Source organism: Proteus appendicitidis, from assembly GCF_030271835.1.
GTDB classification, from domain to species: Bacteria; Pseudomonadota; Gammaproteobacteria; order Enterobacterales; family Enterobacteriaceae; genus Proteus; species Proteus appendicitidis.
Genome location: NZ_CP127389.1, coordinates 3,678,340 through 3,695,323 on the forward strand (window position 1 = coordinate 3,678,340; position 16,984 = coordinate 3,695,323).

A 16,984-nucleotide genomic window follows, 5' to 3' on the forward strand; every position below is an offset into this window, starting at 1 on the left:
TACTGCAATACTGCATCACAACATCACTGTCGCTTTAGGTTTTCGCCTTTTATATATTGACAGCTTGCTTCTTTTCCCCAGCATTACGACGCGCTTTTTCTTCCATAATCTCAATGATTTGAATATCGGTATGTTGCATTGCACGACTCGCTAATGCACAGAGATTCGCTATTGAGCTATCGACATCGTCACTGACAATACCATCAGTACCCGTAACACTTTGATTTTGCATCGCCATTAATACGGCTTTATAAGCACTCGCTGCACTACTTGATACTTTCATTGCACAGCTATTCGATGCGCCATCACAGATAATGCCACTGATATCACCAATCATACTGTTGATAGACATACTGACTGTGTTGAAATCTTTTGTGAGTAACCATGCCATTCCTGCGGCTGCTCCCATTGAAGCGGTTGTTGCAGCACAAAGGGCGGAAAGTGGTGGAAAATGGCTATGAACATAAATTGCCATTAAGTGAGATAAAACCAATGCACGCAGTAAGGTTTCATCATCTGCTTTAATAAATTCAGCAACCACCATTACAGGTAATGTTGCGGCAATGCCCTGATTACCCGAGCCTGAATTACTCATTGCAGGCAATACCGCCCCACCCATACGAGCATCAGAGGCTGCTGATGCTCTGATCATGATTTCATTAAGTAAGTCTTTACCTAACAAACCTTTCTCTTGTTGCAGAATTAAGGTACGACCAATGGCTAATCCATAGGTGTTTTGTAATCCTTCTTCTGATAAAGCACCATTTAAACGAGCAGCATTGAGCATAAACTCAATTTCACTCACTGGCACATTAAGTGCGAAGTGATAAATATCTTCAGCACAAACATCAGTAAAAGGTTTTTCATCAGTAGATCCACAATGATGAGTAAGCGCTGATTTATCTTCTTCAAAAACAACGTTACCGTTACATTCACAGCGAACAACGTGTGTATGCTCTCTTGCGATACTGACGATGGCATAACCAGATTGGCTATATACTTTCGCTTCAGAGTAAAGAACATCTTCACAAGGTGCTTTTACGCCCACTGTGATTTTACCTTGAGCAACCAGTGTCTTAGCTTGAGCAACTGCATCAGCAGATGCTTTTAATAAGACCTCCAACCCAGCATCAGGATCTCCTCCTGTCGCACCTAATGCGGCTGCAATAGGTAGCCCAGCCATTCCCGTTCCCGGCACTGTTACGCCCATTCCGTTTTTCATCAAATTTGGTGAAACCCAAGCTTCGACACGAACAACAGGTTCACCTAAAAGCGCAGTTGCTTTCGCGGCTGCCAATGCTAATGAAATTGGCTCAGTACACCCTACTGCTGGCTTAACACCTTCGCGTAACTGACGAACAAACTGTGACCATAAATGAGAATTTTTGTTCTGGCTCATAATCTAACACCTTGGATTAATTTAGTTTTTAAAAACAACGCCTAACTAGAACCGAAGTTGGCGACTATGAAAATGCCAAGAACGGAGAGATAACGAGCAGTAAACCGGTAAAAATAATCAGGTAGAGCGATGCACCTTTGTATTTGTGTAACATTGGTACTTTGTACACTAAGTATGCAGGAATAAGACAACCCACCATACCGAAGATAGGGCTACAAATTGAGGTAAAACTCAGCACTGGTGCATTCAGGATGATTGCCCCCCATGCTAAAAGCACAGCGAAAATCATGATGCCGTTTTGTACCCATTTTTGGTTGATTTTGTCTGCTGGGAGATAGCGTTGCAGAATATTCATAACGATCCCTTGTGTCGCTTCACGGAAACCTAAGTAGACACCAAAGAATGCAGTCATTACGGCAAAGATATTCAACATAACGCTTACAACAGTTACCCAACCACCAGGGAAGAATTTCGCCGCAATCGCTAATGCAGAGATATTTTGTTCATACGCTTTAACGGCTTCATCATGACCCATTGCTAATGTGAATGAAATTGCATAGAAGAAAACCGTACAGAACAACACACCGAACGCGATGTTCATTGCGCGTAACGCTTTGTGACGAGCAACTTCACGGTTTTTATTACGACCACGGTAAGAGATAACCATAGGGCTTAATGTTTGGATAAACAGAATTGAAGTCAGGGTAAAAGGTAATGTAATGATTGCTTCTTTGATTAAACGTCCAGCTGGTGGTAATGCACCCACGTTATAAAGATGCCACATACCAATCATGGAGATCCCTAACGCTGCGACCACAAGCAGTTTAGTCAGTACCATAAAGCTTGATACTTTAAACAGTAATTGTTCACCACGAGAAGAGATAGCGACTAAAGCGCAAATCAAGATCAAACCATAGAATGGATTTTCTGACAGTAAACCGTCAGTAACACCAAATGTTTGTAAGTAAGAAGCACTGTCATTGGTAATTGCCGTTGAGTAAACAAACATCCAAATGACTAACATCACAAAGTAGAGTGCGCCTAATAAAATACCCCAGTTTTTACCGAGATAACCGGTGATAACGCTTGGGTAGTCTTTACACTCAGGAGATTCAGCCAACGTATTAATAAATAGACGTTGGAAAAGGTACATAGCAGGATAACCAATGATCGAGGATAGTAGGAAAACCCATAATCCCATCAGACCTACCTGCACAGGTAAAAATACAATACCTGCACCGATAGCCATACCGATACTCATGATAACCCAGCCCGCATCATTGCCGTCAAATTTAATTGCTGCACGCCATTCTTGTTCTGTCATACCTGCGCGGCGAGCGCCAGCACTAGTTGCGGGATAGCTTGTGGTCTCTGTTTTTGAGGAAGCCGTTTCCATATTAGTACTCACTTTTTATATTGTAATTGTTAATAGCAAAACGAATTTTGGGGGTAAAAAAGTCTATCTAACATTGCGATGTCGAAATAGCCTTACTTTTTGCAGGTATTATTTATTATGGGTAAATGATAGGAAATATTACGGAGAAAAAAGTTGTTATAAATCGTGATAGCCCGAAATGATTTAGAAAAAAATTCTATCGTAAGGAGAAAAGTAGGATTATCTGTTCAAAGAGCACAGTAAATAATAACCCTCCCTCTACTGTAACCTTTAGAAACAAATAACTAATTGATTAATAATCAAAAATATCTATTGTTATACAATAATAGTCAAGTATAACAATTGAAACAAATCACCAAATAAACTGTGCTGTCCATCACGATAGTCTATGATAATCCTTTCTATTTAGCTTTGTTATCTCGTATTTGGTTAAAATACCGTTACAAAACAGCATAATTAACCATTTAATCTATTTTTTATAAAAATAGGCGACTAATAAGATTAAAAATAGATAAGGAAGTATATAGCCTCAAAAGAATACTATTTGCGATAGAATTAAATTCTATCGCACCTGATGGATTTACTTTTCTTGAAGAAAGCGCGCTACAAACAGTAAAGTGTTTATTGTTCGTAGCGCTTAGATCATAAGGGAATAAGTAGTGTTATCTTAATAACCCCGCTCTAAGATTGGTTTTAAGAATCTTGCAGTATGCGAGCCTTCAAACTCTGCAACTTGCTCTGGTGTGCCTGACACTAAAATTTGACCACCACCACTTCCGCCTTCAGGGCCAAGATCCACAATCCAGTCTGCTGTTTTGATCACATCAAGATTATGCTCAATAACAACAATGGTATTACCTTGGTCACGTAACTGATGAAGCACTTCAAGTAGCAACTCAATATCAGCAAAATGAAGCCCTGTTGTAGGCTCATCGAGAATATAAAGAGTCTGTCCCGTACCACGTTTTGATAACTCTTTTGCTAACTTAACTCGCTGTGCTTCACCACCCGATAAAGTCGTTGCTGATTGCCCCAAGCGAATATAAGAAAGACCAACATCAATCAATGTTTGTAGTTTACGAGCTAACGCAGGCACGGCATCAAAAAACTCTCTCGCCTCTTCAATGGTCATATCCAACGCTTCGTGAATATTTTTTCCTTTGTATTTTACTTCAAGGGTTTCACGGTTATAACGTTGACCTTTACATTGATCACAAGGCACATATACATCCGGTAAAAAGTGCATTTCTACTTTAATAACACCATCACCTTGGCAAGCTTCACAGCGCCCGCCTTTCACGTTAAAACTAAAGCGACCTGGTGTATAACCACGAGTACGAGATTCAGGTACACCTGCAAATAACTCACGAATAGGTGTAAAGACACCTGTATAAGTTGCAGGATTTGAACGAGGGGTACGGCCAATAGGGCTTTGGTTTATATCAATGACTTTATCGAAATATTCTAGCCCTTCAACATCTAAATAAGGCGCAGGTACACTGTTTGTAGCCCCATTTAATTGGCGTTGTGCAATAGGGAATAACGTATCGTTGATCAGCGTGGATTTACCTGATCCCGAAACACCTGTAATACAAGTAAATAAACCTACGGGTAATTTTAGATTTACATTTTTTAAGTTATTGCCTTTTGCTCCAAGAATGGTCAGCATTTTTTCGCGATCAACAGGCACACGTTGCTCTGGAATTGCGATACGGCGTTCACCACTTAAGAATTTCCCCGTCAATGAATTCGGGTTATTAATAATATCTTCAAGCGTCCCTTGGGCAACAATTTCACCACCATGAACACCCGCACCTGGGCCAATATCAATAATATGATCAGCGGCACGAATGGCGTCTTCGTCATGCTCTACAACGATCACCGTGTTACCCAAATTACGCAAGTGGATCAGCGTTTCAAGTAGACGATCGTTGTCTCGTTGATGTAACCCAATTGAAGGTTCATCCAACACATACATAACGCCAACTAATCCCGCACCAATCTGACTCGCTAAGCGAATACGTTGTGCTTCTCCCCCTGATAAAGTTTCCGCAGAACGAGAAAGTGTGAGGTAGTTTAATCCCACATTGACCAAGAATTTTAATCGGTCACTAATCTCTTTTAAGACTTTTTCTGCGATCTTCGCTCGCTGACCACTCAATTTTAGATTTTGGAAAAAGGTCATTGCATGACCAATGCTGTAATCTGCTATTTCAGGTAATGTGGTATTTTCAACATACACATGGCGCGCTTCTCGACGTAAACGTGTACCACCACAAGAAGCACAAGAGCGGTTACTAATATATTTAGAAAGCTCTTCACGAACCGCACTAGATTCTGTCTCACGGTAACGGCGTTCCATATTATTTAATACACCTTCAAAAGGATGATGACGCACAACAACATCACCACGATCATTGGTGTATTTAAATTCGATATTTTCTTTGCCTGAGCCCGTTAAAATGACTTTTTGAATGTTATCCGGTAACGAATCAAAAGGCGCTTCAACATCAAAATGATAATGCTCACCCAATGAGCGAAGCATTTGGAAATAGTAAAAGTTACGGCGATCCCATCCTTTAATTGCCCCACCAGCAAGAGAGATTTCTCTATTTTGGATCACTAATTCAGGATCAAAAAATTGCTGAACACCTAAACCATCACAAGTTGGACAAGCACCCGCCGGATTATTAAAGGAGAATAAACGAGGTTCTAGCTCGCTCATGCTATAACCACAAACAGGACAGGCAAAGTTTGCAGAAAAAACAATATCATCGGCATTGTTATCATCCATATCAGAGATAACAGCAGTACCACCAGAAAGCTCTAATGCGGTTTCAAAAGATTCCGCTAAACGTTGAGCAAGATCGTCACGCACTTTAAAACGGTCAATCACTACTTCAATGGTATGTTTTTTCTGTAATTCTAGTGTTGGAGGATCAGAGAGATCGCACACTTCGCCATCAATACGCGCACGAATATAGCCTTGGGCAGCAAGGTTGTTGAGCAACTTAATATGCTCACCTTTACGCTCTTTCACCACAGGTGCTAACAGCATTAAGCGCTTGCCCTCTGGTTGCTCAAGTACATTATCAACCATTTGGCTAACGGTTTGAGCGGCTAATGGAATATCGTGATCAGGACAACGAGGCTCCCCCACACGAGCAAATAAAAGACGCAAGTAGTCGTGAATTTCTGTAATCGTTCCCACAGTCGAACGCGGGTTATGCGACGTAGATTTCTGCTCAATCGAAATAGCGGGAGACAAGCCTTCAATATGATCAACGTCAGGTTTTTCCATTAACGAAAGAAACTGACGAGCATAGGCAGAAAGCGATTCGACATAGCGTCGCTGCCCTTCTGCATAAAGCGTATCAAAGGCTAAAGAAGATTTACCTGAACCAGAAAGCCCCGTAATAACAATCAGTTTATCGCGAGGAATGATCAAATTGATATTTTTTAGATTATGGGTGCGAGCGCCCCGTACTTCGATTTTATCCATGAATATATCCCGGATTGAGAGAGTCGCCGAAAAAGAAAGAATCGGATAATTATGACACAAAGTTAACTGAATGGATATACAGTATATATAGTGAAATTGATTGATGATGTAACTCTGTCATTTTGAGACAAAAAATATCGACAATCTTCACAAATGAGAAATTCATCACACGTCATATTCAAATTTTAGCGTACGTGATAAACTTATTCGCTTATGATTTCAAAAAATTTACTTTCGCAGGAGTACCGCACATGGCGAGCAGAGGCGTAAACAAAGTTATTCTTATCGGTAATTTAGGGCAGGATCCAGAAATCCGTTATATGCCAAGTGGTGGTGCAGTTGCAAACCTGACACTGGCAACATCAGAAAGCTGGCGCGATAAACAAACCGGTGAAATGAAAGAAAAAACCGAGTGGCACCGTGTGGTAATTTTCGGCAAATTAGCGGAAATTGCGGGCGAATATCTGCGTAAAGGTTCACAAGTGTATATCGAAGGTCAATTACAAACACGTAAATGGCAAGACCAAAGCGGTCAAGACAGATATAGCACTGAAGTTGTGGTCAATATCGGTGGCTCCATGCAGATGTTAGGTGGCCGTGGTGGTCAAGATGGCGCACCTTCACAAGGCGGTCAAGGCGGTTGGGGTCAACCACAACAACCACAAGCATCACAACAATTTAGCGGTGGCGCACAATCTCGCCCTGCACAACAACCCGCAGCGGCTCCAGCACCAAGCAATGAACCACCAATGGACTTTGATGACGATATTCCGTTCTAACGGTCACCTGAGATGTTTTATGTAAAAGATTAGAATTAAGCCCTTAACTAAAAGGGCTTTTTTGTTTTTGTGATTGAGTTTTTAGTGTAAAGAATGGATTAGCTTAGGGAAGCTACCTACAAGGCTGTCGCTCAATACGCATGAAGCCATAACAACAGCTTATCAAGTAAAAAAAGATACCTTAAAAGGGAAAACCTCAAAAAAACCTAGACCAGCGAGTTTAAACGCTACTGCTTCACGTATTGCAAACTTTGAAGCTGAATTGGCAGAAGTAAAAGAGCAAAATCGAAAATATAAACAGATGTTTACGATATGGCAATACAATGCATACAAAAAAGGGATTAAGGAGTCTCTACTTAACATACCCTTGCTAAAAAGTGATCGTGAGCGTTCAGATAATCAAAAACGGTAAGCTATAGTCACTTTTTGATTCATCAAGTATAAATAAACATCATTAATAGGGGTAAGCTATAATGGCGGTAAATAAATATAATATAGATCAATGGAAGTTAGATATAGCTAAATCTGTTGATTTTTATAATAACTGGTTCTTGAATTTTGCGCCTAAAGCTTTCCGAGAAACACGAGTAAAAACTACTTTTAAAGTAGAGGAAGCCCTTATAAGTACTCGTAATTTGACAGACATTAATCCTGACACTTTAATACGTCATCCATGGGTTATTTCTATGCTAAGAATGACTACATGTCCTCCTATAGCTCGTGATCGACTAATTGGTTTAGCTGGGGTATCGCCAAATCTGGTTTTATCTATGGAAAAATTTGGGCGTATTCCTCCTAGGATGACTGATTATGATTTATTTGATCAATTAAATAGGATTGGTTCAATCATTGAAAAGATGGCTGACCCAGATATTTTTGTTTGGAAGCATAGGGGCGATACTGGTACATATGAAGAGGTTCGTCGTGCATCTACCATTGTCGCAGATCGCCTCTGTGGTTCCGAAGCAGATCCCATTATTCGGAATGCTCAAGAACAAAGACAGTTACTAGCAATTAAAAACTGGCTTGAAGCAAGGGGGTATCGAGAGCTACTTCCAGGAGCGGTTAATGATTGGCGAGAAATGCCAAATGGGACATTTTCATTTAGATTTAATATACCTGTCTCTAACGGGGCTGGTTTTGGAGTTAACATTCCTGTAGATGCTGTAATTAAGCGGAAATATGCTCAAAAAGGAGAATTCCCCGCGCTATTCGAGGCAAAGTCTGCTGGAGATTTTACCAACACGAATAAACGACGAAAAGAAGAAGCAATAAAGATTCAACAATTGCGCAGAACGTATGGACACGAAGTAACTTTTGATCTGTTTTTGTGTGGTTATTTTGACTCTGGCTACCTAGGTTATGAAGCCGCAGAAGGAATTGATTGGGTGTGGGAACATAGAATCAATGATTTTGAGAAATTTGGATTTTAACAGTGGTGATTAATGATATAGAAAGAGAGCGACAAAATATTCAAGTCGAACTCGATGCAATGAAAACTCAAGAGGCACGAAATGTCATGGGGCAATTTTCCACCCCTAACAAATTGGCACTTGAAGTGTTGTCGCACGCTAGAATGATATTTCCAAAACGTGAGAAGGTAAAATTTCTTGATCCTGCTTTTGGAACTGGTTCATTTTTTAGTGCTTTGAACACTGTTTTTCCTGAGAAGAGCATTGAGTCGGCATTAGGAATTGAAGTCGATCCTCATTACGCAGTTCCTTCAAAAGAGCTATGGAAGCAAAGTATACTTGACTATCAGTTGGCTGATTTTACTGAAATCTCTCCACCTTCCGAAGATGAGAAAGTCAACTTGCTGATATGCAACCCGCCATATGTTAGACATCACCACATAGTTGGTAAAAAAGAAATACTGCAACGTTTAGCCAAGCAAGCATCCAATATGGAACTATCTAGTTTGGCCGGTTTGTACTGTTACTTCATGGCTCTTGCCCATCCGTGGATGGCAGAAAATGGAATCGCAGGTTGGCTAATACCAAGTGAATTTATGGATGTAAATTATGGTGACGCTGTAAAAAAATATTTATTAGAAGAAGTCACTTTGCTCCAGATACATCGTTATGATCCAAATAATGTTCAGTTTGACGATGCGTTGGTTTCATCTGCTGTTGTTTGGATAAAAAACAAGAAACCTCCGAAGAATCACAAAGTGCGGTTTTCCTATGGCGGAACATTAGATGAACCAGCGGTAGAAAAAAATATCGCATCCTCTGCATTATGGAATGAGAAAAAGTGGACAAGGTTTCCTCTGAATAAAGTAAGAAAAAACGACGTTAACTTAAAAATAAGCGATTTCTTTACTGTTAAACGCGGTATTGCAACAGGTGATAATAAATTTTTTGTATTGAACCGGACTCAAATTGAGGAAAAAGGGTTGCCACTCGAACAGTTTAGACCAATTTTACCAAGCCCGAGGTATTTGAAAGAGTCGTATATTGAAAGGGATGAAGTAGGTTATCCTATGATTGATAATCAACTTTTCGTATTGGATTCGAAGATACCTTTAACTGAAGTAGAGTCTAAATACCCTGCACTTTTTGAATACTTGCAGCATGGAATTGAATTAGGAGTTTCTGAACGCTATTTGTGTAAGAATCGTAAGATTTGGTATTCTCAGGAAAATCGTCAAGAAAGTCGCTTTTACTGTACATATATTGGTAGATCCAATGCGGAAGGGAGGAAACCATTTCGTTTTATCTTGAATAACTCTGATGCAATTGTAGCAAACTCGTATTTGATACTATATCCCTTGCCTAACCTTCAGGCTGCATTAAATAATTGTTCTGCGCTACATGAGATGGTGATAGATGCTTTGAATAATATTACAGTGAATGAGCTTCTTGATGAAGGACGGGTCTATGGTGGTGGGATGCATAAAATGGAGCCTAAAGAGTTAGCAAATGTTCCTGCTCAGGCTATTGCCGAATTGATTGAGTTGAATTCGATTGGTGTTACAAAAAGTAAAGTTTTAAACTAATCGCAAACTATAATCTTATATAATTCTTTGCATTATATTTTTTATACTTTATATAATTTGTCTTTATGGTGTTGTATAGGTAATAGGTGAATATAAACTTTAAGATAATATTTCAGAAAAAACCATCTAAAAAATTAACCCAGCTTAGGCTGGGTTTTTTGTTGATGATCATGATAGATCACCATGAAAAGTTATTTTCATAAAACCCCACTTTACACAAAGGTTTACTCTTGAAAAATATGATAGGATCTGTGCCATTAATAACGTCTGAGAGCATCTGATCCCCATGAATGAAGATAAATTGCTCGCTCAGGCAGAAAAGATCTGCCAGAAACGAGGTGTTCGCCTGACTTCACAACGTCTGGCAGTATTACGTCTGATAATGCAGCAACCTTCTGCTATCAGCGCATACGACTTATTGGATTTATTACGCCAAATAGAGCCACAAGCAAAACCACCAACCGTCTATCGTGGGTTAGAGTTTTTACTTGAGCAAGGATTTATCCATAAAATTGAATCCACCAACAGTTATGTACTTTGTCATCATTTTGATGATGTTGAACATACGTCAGTAATGCTAATTTGTGATCGTTGTTTATCTGTCACGGAAAAGAACAGTCATAAAATCGAAAATTCAATTTCATTACTGGCAAAAGAGAGTGGATTTCATTTACGACATAGCGTCATCGAAATTCATGGATTGTGTTCACAGTGCCACGAAGCACAAGAGTGTACACATCCGGAAGGTTGTCATCATGATCACAGTATGGATGATAATCTTAAGCAGAAAAAAACCGGTGACTATAAACCTCGTTAAGCTTATAAAATACAAAAAGCCAGCTAAATGCTGGCTAATACGTGTTCTACTTTTGAATTCTCATTTCAGCTAATGAATACGCTTTACTTTCTTCACGCTTACCAATAGCAATAACTAAAATAACGACTTCTGAATCAATGATTTGGTAAACCAATCGAAAACCAGATGCTCGTAATTTAATCTTATAGCAACCCGAGAGATCACCTTTTAAGCGAGCAGACTCTATATAAGGGTTTTCCTGTAATTTTTTTAATTTCTTTTTAAATTGTTCTTTAATGCTTTGATCAAGTTTCTGCCATTCTTTTAATGCACGCTTATCAAACTCAATATTAAAGATCATCAATATTTACTCTTATACGTTTACATGGTTTCTTCAAACGCTCACGTACAACAGCTAAAATATCCTCATCTTCGTCTTGTTCACCAACAACGACAGAAACTTCAGAGAAAGGTAACTTTTCATTTTCAGAAACATAACGTAGAAACAATCTTATAGCATCTGAAGGAGATAGATTCATTTTTTCAAATACTTGATAAGCTTCTTTTTTTAGCTCATCGTCTACTCTAACTTGTATTGTTGTCATAAACACCTCCATAATTAAAACTCATCATATTGTAATTACATTTGTAGTGCAATGATGTTTTTTTATACAAAATAAAAATGCAGATGATTTTGTGGTTTTACACATCATCTGCATCTTTTTAAAATAAGTTGTGTTGACTTACATTGGTACAAATTACAGCCATTCGCCGTTACGAATAACCCCAACGGCTAAACCTTCCACAGTAAAGCTTTGTTCGCGTAAATCGACGATAATAGGCGAAAACTCAGGGTTTTCTGCATGAAGCTCTATTTTATTACCGCTTTTCTTAAGGCGTTTTACTGTCACTTCATCTTCAATACGAGCCACAATGACTTGCCCGTTGTGAACATCTTGCGTTTTATGCACAGCGAGTAAATCACCATCCATAATACCGATATCTTTCATTGACATACCATTAACGCGCAATAAAAAATCTGCACTTGGTTTAAATAATGTTGGGTCAACTTGATAATGGCTTTCAATATGCTCTTGCGCTAAAAGTGGTTCGCCAGCTGCGACTCGCCCAATTAATGGCAATCCTTCTGGCTCTTCTTCCATTAGCAAACGGATACCTCTGGATGCACCAGAGACAATTTCTATCACACCTTTACGAGCAAGAGCTTTTAAGTGCTCTTCTGCCGCATTTGGTGAGCGAAACCCAAGTTGGGAAGCTATTTCAGCCCGTGTTGGTGGCATACCCGTTTGCGAAATGTGATCACGAACCAAATCGTAAACCTGCTGCTGCCTTGCAGTTAATGCTTTCATTCCGCCCCCTGTTTGTTTATACAGTCAGACTGTGAGTATATACAGGTATATGACGATTTGAAACCTTAAATGAATATAAAACACGCATCTTTGGATTATTTTTCGACAAAAATCGAATTTTTTAACTTTATGCGAAGAAATGCCCCCAAAGAATGGTTACCCAAGTAAATAATCCCAATATAATAGCGAGCAGAACGGCGGCAGAGCCCATATCTTTTGCACGTCCGGATAATTCGTGGTATTCAGATCCAATTCGATCGACAACGGCTTCTATCGCACTATTTACCAGTTCCAAGATCACAACCAACACAACGGAACCAATGAGTAAAATGCGCTCTAGACCACTGACATCGATGAAAAATGAAAGGATAATTGCAACCAAGGTCACAATAGCTTCTTGTCTAAAAGCGGCTTCATTAATCCAAGCGGCACGAATGCCTTTGTATGAATAGCCACCAGCTTTAATGATTCGGGTAAGACCTTTATTTTGATTAGCCATAATAAACTCTATCGAAAACAAACGATTATTTTGCCACTTTTCTCTATTAATATTGTCACAGCACCACAGATCTACGAAAGACTTTCTGTTATGCTTTCGAAGTATTGCTAATAAGAGGCTACAACTATTTATGTCAGCTTGGCGTAAACTATATTATAACACATTGAATTTACCACTAAAATTACTGGTAAAAAGCAAACGAGTTCCGACTAACCCTATCACAGAATTAGGATTAGATACGTCGCGATCTTTTCTTTATGTTCTGCCTTATCATTCCAAGGCAGACTTACTGACTTTAAGGCAGCAATGTCTATCATTAGGATTGCCAGATCCACTGCAACCTATTGAAATAGGCGGAACAAAACTTCCTGCATACGTCTTTATTGATGACGGTCCAAGAGTATTCCGTTACTACTCTCCCGATCCTCGAAAAGATTCCGTGAAGACATTTCACGCTTATCTTGATGCACATCGTAATAACCCACATCTTGATATCGAGATGTTGCCTGTTTCTGTGATGTTTGGACGCTCTCCAGGTCGTGAAGGCCATAATGGTGTTCCACATTTACGTGTGCTTAATGGTATCCAAAAATTTATCGCTATCCTCTGGTTAGGTCGTGATAGTTTTGTTCGTTTTTCACCCACTGTATCAATGCGTGAAATGGCGAACGAACACGGCACTGACACCAGTATAGCTCGAAAACTCGCTCGCGTTGCGCGTATCCACTTTTCACGTCAACGTTTAGCGGCAGTTGGCCCTAAATTGCCAGCACGCCAAGATCTCTTCAATAAATTGCTTTCATCGAAAGCCATTGAAAAAGCAATTGAAGATGAATCAAAAGCGAAGAAAATCTCACTGGATAAAGCGCGTAAAAATGCCACTGATATCATGGAAGAAATTGCAGCTAATTTCTCATATGAAGCGGTGCGTATGAGTGATCGCGTATTAAGTTGGACATGGAATAAGCTCTACCAAGGTATCAACGTTTATAATGCCGAACGCGTGCGCAAACTCGCGCAAGATGGGCATGAGATCGTTTATGTTCCTTGCCACCGTAGCCACATGGACTACTTGCTGCTTTCTTATGTGCTTTATCACCAAGGTTTAGTACCACCACATATTGCGGCAGGGATTAACCTTAATTTCTGGCCAGCAGGTCCGATTTTCCGCCGTTTAGGGGCTTTCTTTATCCGAAGAACCTTTAAGGGTAACAAGCTTTACTCCACTATTTTCCGCGAATATTTAGGTGAGCTATTTACACGAGGCTATTCCATTGAATATTTCGTTGAAGGTGGACGCTCTCGTACAGGTCGATTGTTAGATCCTAAAACAGGAACACTTTCAATGACGGTACAAGCCATGTTACGCGGTGAAACACGTCCTATTTCTGTTGTTCCAATTTACATTGGGTATGAGCACGTAATGGAAGTGGCAACCTATGCCAAAGAGTTACGCGGAGCAACAAAAGAGAAAGAAGGCCTTATGCAGATGGTCAGAGGATTACGTAAATTACGTAACCTTGGTCAAGGCTATGTGAACTTTGGTGAGCCAATTTCTGTTGTACAATATTTAAATCAGGCTGTGCCACAATGGCGTGATGATATTGATCCTATTGAGCCACAACGCCCAAGTTGGTTAAACCCAGCAGTAAGCACCCTCGCTGATAACATTATGGTTCATATCAATAATGCAGCATCAATTAATGCGATCAACCTTGTTTCAACAGCCTTGTTGGCATCACGCCAGCGCGCACTCACAAGAGAGCAACTGTTAGAGCAAGTAGATTGTTATCTGCAATTATTACGCAATGTGCCTTATTCGGTAGATATGATTGTGTCTGATAAAAATGCTGAAGCCTTATTAGAACACGCTTTACAATCAGATAAATTCCAAGTCGAAAAAGACAGTCTGGGTGATATTGTGGTGCTTCCTCGTGAAAGCGCGGTATTAATGACTTATTACCGTAATAACACAATCCACTTAATGGTCACTCCGTCATTAATTGCCAGCATCATCTTACATCATGAAAAAATTCATCGTGATGATTTAATGAAACAAGTTGAGCTAATCTTCCCTCTTATTAAAGCAGAACTATTTATTCGTTATGAGAAAGAAGAACTCCCTGAAGTCATTAATACGTTAATCGCGGAATTGTGCCGTCAGCGCCTGATTTGTTGTGATAGTGATGGCTTACTGCGTATCAACCCAGCACGTATTCGCCCATTACAGCTTTTAGCTGCCAGTGTCAGAGAAACATTACAGCGCTATGGTATTACACTTTCTTTACTCAATTTTGCCCCTGAAATTAGCCGTGCATTATTGGAAAAAGAGAGCCGTATCTTGGCACAACGTCTTTCAGTCCTGCATGGTATCAACGCGCCTGAGTTCTTTGATAAAGCGGTGTTCTCTACTTTAGTTTCAACGCTACGTGAAGAAGGGTATCTCAATGATAATGAAGATATTCTAAAAGCAGATGCTTCTGCCCTTTACCAAGTGATTGCAAAATTAATGTCACCAGAAATTCGCTTAACCATTGAAAGCGTGGGGATCACTGAAGATAACAATTCAGCACAGACTATTGACGAAAAAAGTGAGCCAAAAGCTGATGAGTAATCAGTAAATAGAGCCATGACTGAAATAGAAAAGGGATAAGCGCATTGCTTATCCCTTTTTGTTTCTACTCGATTGTAGAGAACCATTTAGCACTTATGATCTGTTAAAAATAACTAAATAAAATGCCCGCAAATAAAACAAAACCAACATAGTTATTATTCATAAAAGCTTGGAAACACGGCGCTCTTTCACGCTCTGCAATAAGTTTCTGCTGATAAATAAACAGCGCTGTGACTAACAATAGCGACCAGTAGTAGATACCTTTCAGACTCAGCAAAATACCGATACCCACTAATAATGCCAACATCACCAGCTGTAAAATACCGATAATAATTTTGTCATAACGACCGAATAAAATGGCGGTAGATTTAACCCCAATTTTTATATCATCATTACGATCAACCATGGCATATTGTGTATCGTAAACTACAGACCAGACAATATTGACAAGGAATAATAGCCAACACACTAATGGCAAACTTTCAGAAACGGCAGCAAATCCCATCGGGATTGACCAGCCAAAAGCCATACCTAAAATAAGCTGGGGTAAATTACTAAACCGTTTAACGAAAGGATAAAACCACGCCAGTGCAAGCCCTGCCACAGAGAGCCAAATAGTCATAGTATTAAGTGTTAAAACTAATGCAAAGGACAAGAGTACCAAAACGATAAATAGAATTTTGCTCTCTTTTTCTGTCACAGCCCCACTAGGTAATGGTCGATTTTTAGTTCGTTCAACACTGCCATCAATTTTCCGGTCAGCAAAGTCGTTTATTACACACCCAGCGGCACGCATAGAGAACACGCCAATAGTAAAGACAATCAGAATATGCCAATCAGGAAAACCTTTAGCGGCAATCCATAAAGCCCAATAAGTTGGCCAAAGTAATAATAGCGCTCCGATAGGTTTATCTATACGCATTAAACGGCTATATGCTTGCCATTTACTTTGCGTCATACTTCCCTCCAATTTTAGCTCCCCCTAATTACTTCTCATACACTGGTGATGCCGGTAGAAACATCTCGGTTAATAATAAAGGTTTATCTGAAAGCTGGAAACGAGAACGGCGTAGCCAATACCCATTTTGTTGCCCGATATGAATAAAGTCCCGGCTTAATGTTGTTTCCTGAAACAGATAACGCCCAAGTGGAACGGTTCTTAGATTGACCAGTTTTCTGTCTTCGCCTGTCAATGTCTCTTCTGGTACTAACGTCCGCCCTAATAACCAAGGAATATCGTCACCACACAATACCACTTCTCTTAACCAATAACGCTGACTTTTGGGTAAACACGCTCTTTCGTCAGCGGGTTCAATAATGTCAATAAATCCTTCTTGATAAGGCATTACAGTGACTTTTTGGCAATATTGTTCAAATCGCCTTGTCATGGAGCCTAATTCCATTAACCAACTTAATGTACTTTCTTGAATACTTGCATGTTCCTCACTGGGTAGCCAATGGATAGGTGCAGGGGTAATTATTGATTTTTTGAACATTTATTCATCATCACGCTTTGATGATCCTAACTAGTGTGAGTCATGATGCATAAGGATATCATGATGTGACTAAGGGAAGTTAAAAGCTGATAACATTTCGCATAAATAATCTAAAAAAGCGTTAAAAGAAAATCA

General features: G+C 39.7%; 14 protein-coding genes. 5 read left to right on the forward strand and 9 right to left on the reverse strand.

From position 1 onward, the window contains the following. Positions 1 to 49: 49 nt before the first annotated feature. The 3 genes from QQS39_RS16830 to uvrA all read right to left on the reverse strand — a co-directional run bounded on the left by QQS39_RS16830 (position 50) and on the right by uvrA (position 6,297). Positions 50 to 1,399 (reverse strand): L-cysteine desulfidase family protein, encoded by a 1,350-nt coding sequence (locus QQS39_RS16830; protein WP_285805005.1) that lies wholly within the window; start codon positions 1,397 to 1,399, stop codon positions 50 to 52. A gap of 64 nt (positions 1,400 to 1,463) precedes the next feature. Further along, entirely contained in the window at positions 1,464 to 2,795 is a 1,332-nt protein-coding gene (locus tag QQS39_RS16835) for an SLC5/6 family protein (protein ID WP_151436249.1), read from the reverse strand. A 667-nt stretch (positions 2,796 to 3,462) separates the two neighbouring features. Continuing rightward, the gene (gene uvrA, locus QQS39_RS16840) at positions 3,463 to 6,297 is read right to left on the reverse strand and encodes an excinuclease ABC subunit UvrA (protein WP_285805006.1); all 2,835 of its coding nucleotides are present in this window, start codon (positions 6,295 to 6,297) and stop codon (positions 3,463 to 3,465) included. A gap of 251 nt (positions 6,298 to 6,548) precedes the next feature. Here uvrA and ssb1 point away from each other — a divergent pair, with 251 nt between their 5' ends. From ssb1 to zur, 4 genes are all read left to right on the forward strand, one after another. Beyond that, the gene (gene ssb1, locus QQS39_RS16845) at positions 6,549 to 7,076 is read left to right on the forward strand and encodes a single-stranded DNA-binding protein SSB1 (RefSeq protein WP_099076296.1); all 528 of its coding nucleotides are present in this window, start codon (positions 6,549 to 6,551) and stop codon (positions 7,074 to 7,076) included. A gap of 473 nt (positions 7,077 to 7,549) precedes the next feature. Continuing rightward, positions 7,550 to 8,509, forward strand: a complete 960-nt coding sequence (locus QQS39_RS16850) for a XamI family restriction endonuclease (protein ID WP_285805007.1) — start codon at positions 7,550 to 7,552, stop codon at positions 8,507 to 8,509. Positions 8,510 to 8,511: 2 nt separating this feature from the next. After that, entirely contained in the window at positions 8,512 to 10,074 is a 1,563-nt protein-coding gene (locus tag QQS39_RS16855) for an Eco57I restriction-modification methylase domain-containing protein (protein ID WP_285805008.1), read from the forward strand. 286 nt (positions 10,075 to 10,360) lie between these two features. Further along, positions 10,361 to 10,891, forward strand: coding sequence for a zinc uptake transcriptional repressor Zur (zur, locus tag QQS39_RS16860; protein WP_151436251.1), 531 nt, complete (start codon positions 10,361 to 10,363; stop codon positions 10,889 to 10,891). A 46-nt stretch (positions 10,892 to 10,937) separates the two neighbouring features. Here zur and QQS39_RS16865 read toward each other — a convergent pair whose 3' ends face one another. The 4 genes from QQS39_RS16865 to QQS39_RS16880 form a co-directional block, all read right to left on the reverse strand. Beyond that, entirely contained in the window at positions 10,938 to 11,231 is a 294-nt protein-coding gene (locus QQS39_RS16865; protein WP_099076302.1) for a type II toxin-antitoxin system RelE family toxin, read from the reverse strand. After that, the gene (locus QQS39_RS16870; RefSeq protein ID WP_023583073.1) at positions 11,221 to 11,475 is read right to left on the reverse strand and encodes a type II toxin-antitoxin system RelB/DinJ family antitoxin; all 255 of its coding nucleotides are present in this window, start codon (positions 11,473 to 11,475) and stop codon (positions 11,221 to 11,223) included. Before QQS39_RS16870 ends, QQS39_RS16865 begins: the two co-directional genes overlap by 11 nt. Positions 11,476 to 11,628: 153 nt before the next feature. Continuing rightward, positions 11,629 to 12,240, reverse strand: coding sequence for a transcriptional repressor LexA (lexA, locus tag QQS39_RS16875; RefSeq protein WP_151436253.1), 612 nt, complete (start codon positions 12,238 to 12,240; stop codon positions 11,629 to 11,631). A gap of 127 nt (positions 12,241 to 12,367) precedes the next feature. Continuing rightward, positions 12,368 to 12,739 carry a diacylglycerol kinase gene (locus QQS39_RS16880; RefSeq protein ID WP_151436254.1) on the reverse strand — a complete coding sequence of 124 codons (372 nt, stop codon included), beginning with the start codon at positions 12,737 to 12,739 and terminating at the stop codon, positions 12,368 to 12,370. 130 nt (positions 12,740 to 12,869) lie between these two features. Here QQS39_RS16880 and plsB point away from each other — a divergent pair, with 130 nt between their 5' ends. Then, complete coding sequence (gene plsB, locus QQS39_RS16885) at positions 12,870 to 15,353, forward strand: glycerol-3-phosphate 1-O-acyltransferase PlsB (protein WP_285805009.1); 2,484 nt, start codon at positions 12,870 to 12,872, stop codon at positions 15,351 to 15,353. A gap of 103 nt (positions 15,354 to 15,456) precedes the next feature. On the opposite strand, the gene ubiA is transcribed toward plsB, so the two are convergent. Together ubiA and ubiC are read right to left on the reverse strand one after the other, a co-directional pair. Next, positions 15,457 to 16,311: a 4-hydroxybenzoate octaprenyltransferase gene (gene ubiA, locus QQS39_RS16890; protein ID WP_151436256.1), complete on the reverse strand. Its 855-nt coding sequence runs from the start codon at positions 16,309 to 16,311 to the stop codon at positions 15,457 to 15,459. A 28-nt stretch (positions 16,312 to 16,339) separates the two neighbouring features. Next, positions 16,340 to 16,849 (reverse strand): chorismate lyase, encoded by a 510-nt coding sequence (ubiC, locus tag QQS39_RS16895; RefSeq protein WP_023583078.1) that lies wholly within the window; start codon positions 16,847 to 16,849, stop codon positions 16,340 to 16,342. Between the last annotated feature and the right edge of the window lie 135 nt (positions 16,850 to 16,984).

Bases quoted from the DNA above. Each gene is read 5' to 3' on its own strand.
- QQS39_RS16870 (WP_023583073.1), bottom strand. From the start codon at position 11,475: ATGACAACAATACAAGTTAGAGTAGACGATGAGCTAAAAAAAGAAGCT.
- QQS39_RS16865 (WP_099076302.1), bottom strand. From the start codon at position 11,231: ATGATCTTTAATATTGAGTTTGATAAGCGTGCATTAAAAGAATGGCAG.
- zur (WP_151436251.1), top strand. From the start codon at position 10,361: ATGAATGAAGATAAATTGCTCGCTCAGGCAGAAAAGATCTGCCAGAAA.
- uvrA (WP_285805006.1), bottom strand. From the start codon at position 6,297: ATGGATAAAATCGAAGTACGGGGCGCTCGCACCCATAATCTAAAAAAT.
- ssb1 (WP_099076296.1), top strand. From the start codon at position 6,549: ATGGCGAGCAGAGGCGTAAACAAAGTTATTCTTATCGGTAATTTAGGG.
- QQS39_RS16850 (WP_285805007.1), top strand. From the start codon at position 7,550: ATGGCGGTAAATAAATATAATATAGATCAATGGAAGTTAGATATAGCT.
- ubiC (WP_023583078.1), bottom strand. From the start codon at position 16,849: ATGTTCAAAAAATCAATAATTACCCCTGCACCTATCCATTGGCTACCC.
- QQS39_RS16830 (WP_285805005.1), bottom strand. From the start codon at position 1,399: ATGAGCCAGAACAAAAATTCTCATTTATGGTCACAGTTTGTTCGTCAG.
- QQS39_RS16880 (WP_151436254.1), bottom strand. From the start codon at position 12,739: ATGGCTAATCAAAATAAAGGTCTTACCCGAATCATTAAAGCTGGTGGC.
- lexA (WP_151436253.1), bottom strand. From the start codon at position 12,240: ATGAAAGCATTAACTGCAAGGCAGCAGCAGGTTTACGATTTGGTTCGT.
- plsB (WP_285805009.1), top strand. From the start codon at position 12,870: ATGTCAGCTTGGCGTAAACTATATTATAACACATTGAATTTACCACTA.
- ubiA (WP_151436256.1), bottom strand. From the start codon at position 16,311: ATGACGCAAAGTAAATGGCAAGCATATAGCCGTTTAATGCGTATAGAT.
- QQS39_RS16835 (WP_151436249.1), bottom strand. From the start codon at position 2,795: ATGGAAACGGCTTCCTCAAAAACAGAGACCACAAGCTATCCCGCAACT.